Here is a 3,358-nt window from a genome sequence, read left to right on the forward strand (position 1 = left end):
GCCGAAGCTAAAAAGGCTGAAGAGAAACAACTGGCTGATATAGCCAAGAAGAAGTCTGAAGAAGAAGCCAAAAAAGCGGCCGAAGAAGAGGCCAAGAAAAAGGCCGCTGAAGACGCCAAGAAAAAGATAGTCGAAGACGCGAAGAAGAAAGCCGCCGAAGACGCCAAGAAAAAAGCTGAAGCAGACGAGGCGAAGAAAAAGATCGCCGACGACGCGAAGAAGAAAGCTGCCGCCGACGCCACCAAGAAAAAGGCCCAGGAAGCAGCACGTAAATCCGCCGAAGAGAAAAAGGCCCAGGCCTTGGCAGATTTGCTTTCCGACACGCCGCAGCGTCAGCAAGCCTTGGCCGATGAACAGGGTGATGAAGTCGCGGGTAACTTCGACGACTTGATTCGCTCCCGTGCTTCTGAAGGTTGGGCGCAGCCACCGTCGGCCCGCAAGGGCATGAAAGTGATCCTGCAAATCAACATGCTGCCTGATGGAACAATCTCCGGCGTATCGGTTGCCAAGTCCAGCGGTGATGCACCGTTCGACAGTTCAGCGGTAGCGGCGGTAAAAAATATTGGTCGATTGACCGAAATGCAGGGTCTGAAGCCAGGCGACTTCGCTCCCTATCGTTCATTCAAGATGACATTCACACCTGAGGATCTAGCCTTGTGAGAAACCTTCTTCGAGGAATGCTTGTCGTTATNTTCTGCTTTGCAGGACTGGCCACCGCAGACGAAAAAAATATCCTGGTCAGCAGTGGTAGCTCCCAGGCAACTCCAATTGCCGTAGTGCCATTCGGATTCCAGGGCGGCACCGTGCTGCCGGATGACATGGCCGAAATCATCGGCAACGACCTGCGCAACTCGGGTTACTACGCGCCGATTCCGAAAGGCAACATGATCAGCCAGCCGAACCAGGCCAGCGAAATCATTTTCCGTGACTGGAAGGCGATCAACGCTCAATACATTATGGTCGGCAGCATTGTTCCAGCGGGCGGTCGCCTGCAGGTTCAGTACGCTCTGTTCAACGTCGCCACCGAACAGCAAGTGCTGACCGGTAGCGTGTCGGGCAGCGTCGATCAGCTGCGTGACATGGCGCACTACATCTCGGACCAGTCGTTTGAAAAACTCACCGGTATCAAAGGTGCGTTCTCGACACGCCTGCTTTATGTAACGGCTGAGCGTTTCTCTGTAGACAACACTCGTTATACGTTGCAGCGCTCGGACTACGACGGTGCACGCGCCGTGACCTTGCTGCAGTCCCGTGAGCCAATCCTGTCGCCGCGNTTCGCACCGGACGGCAAGCGCATCGCTTACGTTTCGTTCGAGCAGAAGCGTCCGCGTATCTTCATGCAGCACATCGATACTGGCCGTCGTGAGCAGATCACCAACTTCGAAGGCCTCAACGGCGCACCTGCNTGGTCGCCGGATGGCAATCGCCTGGCGTTCGTATTGTCGAAAGACGGTAACCCGGACATCTACGTGATGAACCTGGGTTCGCGCCAGATCAGCCGAGTTACCAGCGGCCCGGGCATCAACACCGAACCGTTCTGGGGTAAGGATGGTTCGACCATCTATTTCACCTCTGACCGTGGCGGCAAGCCTCAAATCTACAAAACAAGCGTAGGTGGCGGTGGCGCAGAACGCGTGACCTTTATTGGTAACTACAATGCCAACCCTAAGCTTTCGGCTGATGAAAAGACGTTGGTGATGATTCACCGTCAGGATGGTTTCACTAATTTCCGGGTTGCGGCCCAGGATTTGCAGCGTGGAACGGTAAAAATCCTCACAGACACCAACCTTGATGAGTCAGCTACTGTTGCGCCCAACGGCACCATGGTAATCTACGCCACCCGCCAGCAGGGCCGGGGAGTCTTGATGCTCGTGTCCATTAATGGACGCGTAAGGCTCCCGCTTCCTACCGCACAAGGCGAAGTCAGAGAACCGTCCTGGTCCCCTTACCTGAACTGACGCGGCGCTACAAGATTTGCTTAACACACTGGGGTTCATTAGGAGTTTCACGATGGAAATGCTGAAGTTTGGTAAGTTTGCTGCTCTGGCTCTGGCTCTGTCCGTAGCCGTTGGTTGCTCGTCTAAAGGCGGCGACAATGCCGGTGAAGGCGCTGTTGATCCAAACGCTGGTTACGGCGCTAACACTGGTGCAGTTGACGGCTCCCTGAGCGAAGAAGCTGCTCTGCGCGCTATCACCACTTTCTACTTCGAATACGACAGTTCGGACCTGAAGCCAGAAGCCATGCGCGCTCTGGACGTTCACGCGAAGGACCTGAAAGCTAACGGCGCTCGCGTTGTTCTGGAAGGTAACACCGACGAACGTGGTACTCGTGAGTACAACATGGCACTGGGCGAGCGTCGTGCGAAAGCCGTTCAGCGCTACCTGGTACTGCAAGGTGTTGCTCCGGGCCAACTGGAACTGGTTTCCTACGGTAAAGAGCGTCCAGTTGCTACTGGCCACGACGAGCAGTCCTGGGCTCAAAACCGTCGCGTCGAACTGCGTAAGTAATTCGTCATGCGAACGTGCCGTCGTGCTCTAACTGTATTGGCTCTCAGCCTCGCACCGCTTGCGGTGTGGGCTGCGGTTCCTGTGGAAGATAGCAACTCTGGCTATAACAATAGCGGGAGTAGCAATCCGCCTGCGGGTTACGGTACGAACGGCGCCTATGCCGGGGGAGGGGTTTCGGCCCCTGTCTCGGCACAGGGCGAGCTGTTCAACCAATTGCAATCCATGCAGGAGCAGATTTCACGCCAACAGGGTGTAATCGAAGTTCTGCAGAATGATGTAGCGCGTATGAAGCAAGAGAACCTGGAGCGATATCAGGATCTTGATCGGCGCATAGGAACCGGCGTTGCACCAGCCGCGACTCCTGATAATTCTTCAGCCGGTGGCAGTTTGAATGCCCCCGGTGCAGCCGCTGGCGCAGGTGCAGGAGCGGCCGCCGCTCAAGCGCCTGCTGCGGGTAGCGAGCCAGCTGATCCGGCGAAGGAAAAACTGTATTACGACGCAGCCTTCGACCTGATCAAAGCCAAGGATTTCGATAAGGCCAGCCAGGCTTTTACCGCATTCCTGCGCAAATACCCGAACAGCCAATACGCGGGCAATGCCCAGTACTGGTTGGGTGAGGTGAACCTGGCAAAGGGNGATCTGCAAGGTGCAGGTCAGGCTTTTGCCAAGGTTTCGCAGCTGTACCCCAAGCATCCAAAAGTGCCTGATTCGCTGTACAAGCTGGCTGATGTAGAGCGCCGCCTGGGTCATACCGACAAGGTCAAAGGCATTCTGCAGCAAGTGGTTGCCCAATATCCGGGTACGTCTGCTGCCCAGTTGGCCCAGCGGGATCTGCAGCGCTTGTAAGCGA

The 3,358-nt window shown here is 55.9% G+C and carries 4 protein-coding genes; all 4 read left to right on the forward strand.

What is annotated here, in order from left to right; all coding sequences use genetic code 11:
- Window positions 1-660, forward strand: a 660-nt coding sequence (gene tolA, locus B7L09_RS24510; RefSeq protein WP_094471002.1) for a cell envelope integrity protein TolA, incomplete at its 5' end; no start/stop codon positions are given.
- Between the two features lie 17 nt (window positions 661-677).
- The gene (tolB, locus tag B7L09_RS24515) at window positions 678-1,958 is read left to right on the forward strand and encodes a Tol-Pal system beta propeller repeat protein TolB (protein ID WP_176457764.1); all 1,281 of its coding nucleotides are present in this window, start codon (window positions 678-680) and stop codon (window positions 1,956-1,958) included.
- 52 nt (window positions 1,959-2,010) lie between these two features.
- Entirely contained in the window at window positions 2,011-2,508 is a 498-nt protein-coding gene (pal, locus tag B7L09_RS24520; RefSeq protein ID WP_094471004.1) for a peptidoglycan-associated lipoprotein Pal, read from the forward strand.
- Between the two features lie 6 nt (window positions 2,509-2,514).
- On the forward strand, window positions 2,515-3,354 hold the full coding sequence (gene ybgF / locus B7L09_RS24525) for a tol-pal system protein YbgF (protein ID WP_094471005.1): 840 nt from the start codon (window positions 2,515-2,517) through the stop codon (window positions 3,352-3,354).
- The last annotated feature ends 4 nt before the right edge of the window (window positions 3,355-3,358 follow it).

The organism is Pseudomonas mandelii, assembly GCF_002251635.1.
Classification (GTDB): Bacteria; Pseudomonadota; Gammaproteobacteria; order Pseudomonadales; family Pseudomonadaceae; genus Aquipseudomonas; species Aquipseudomonas mandelii_B.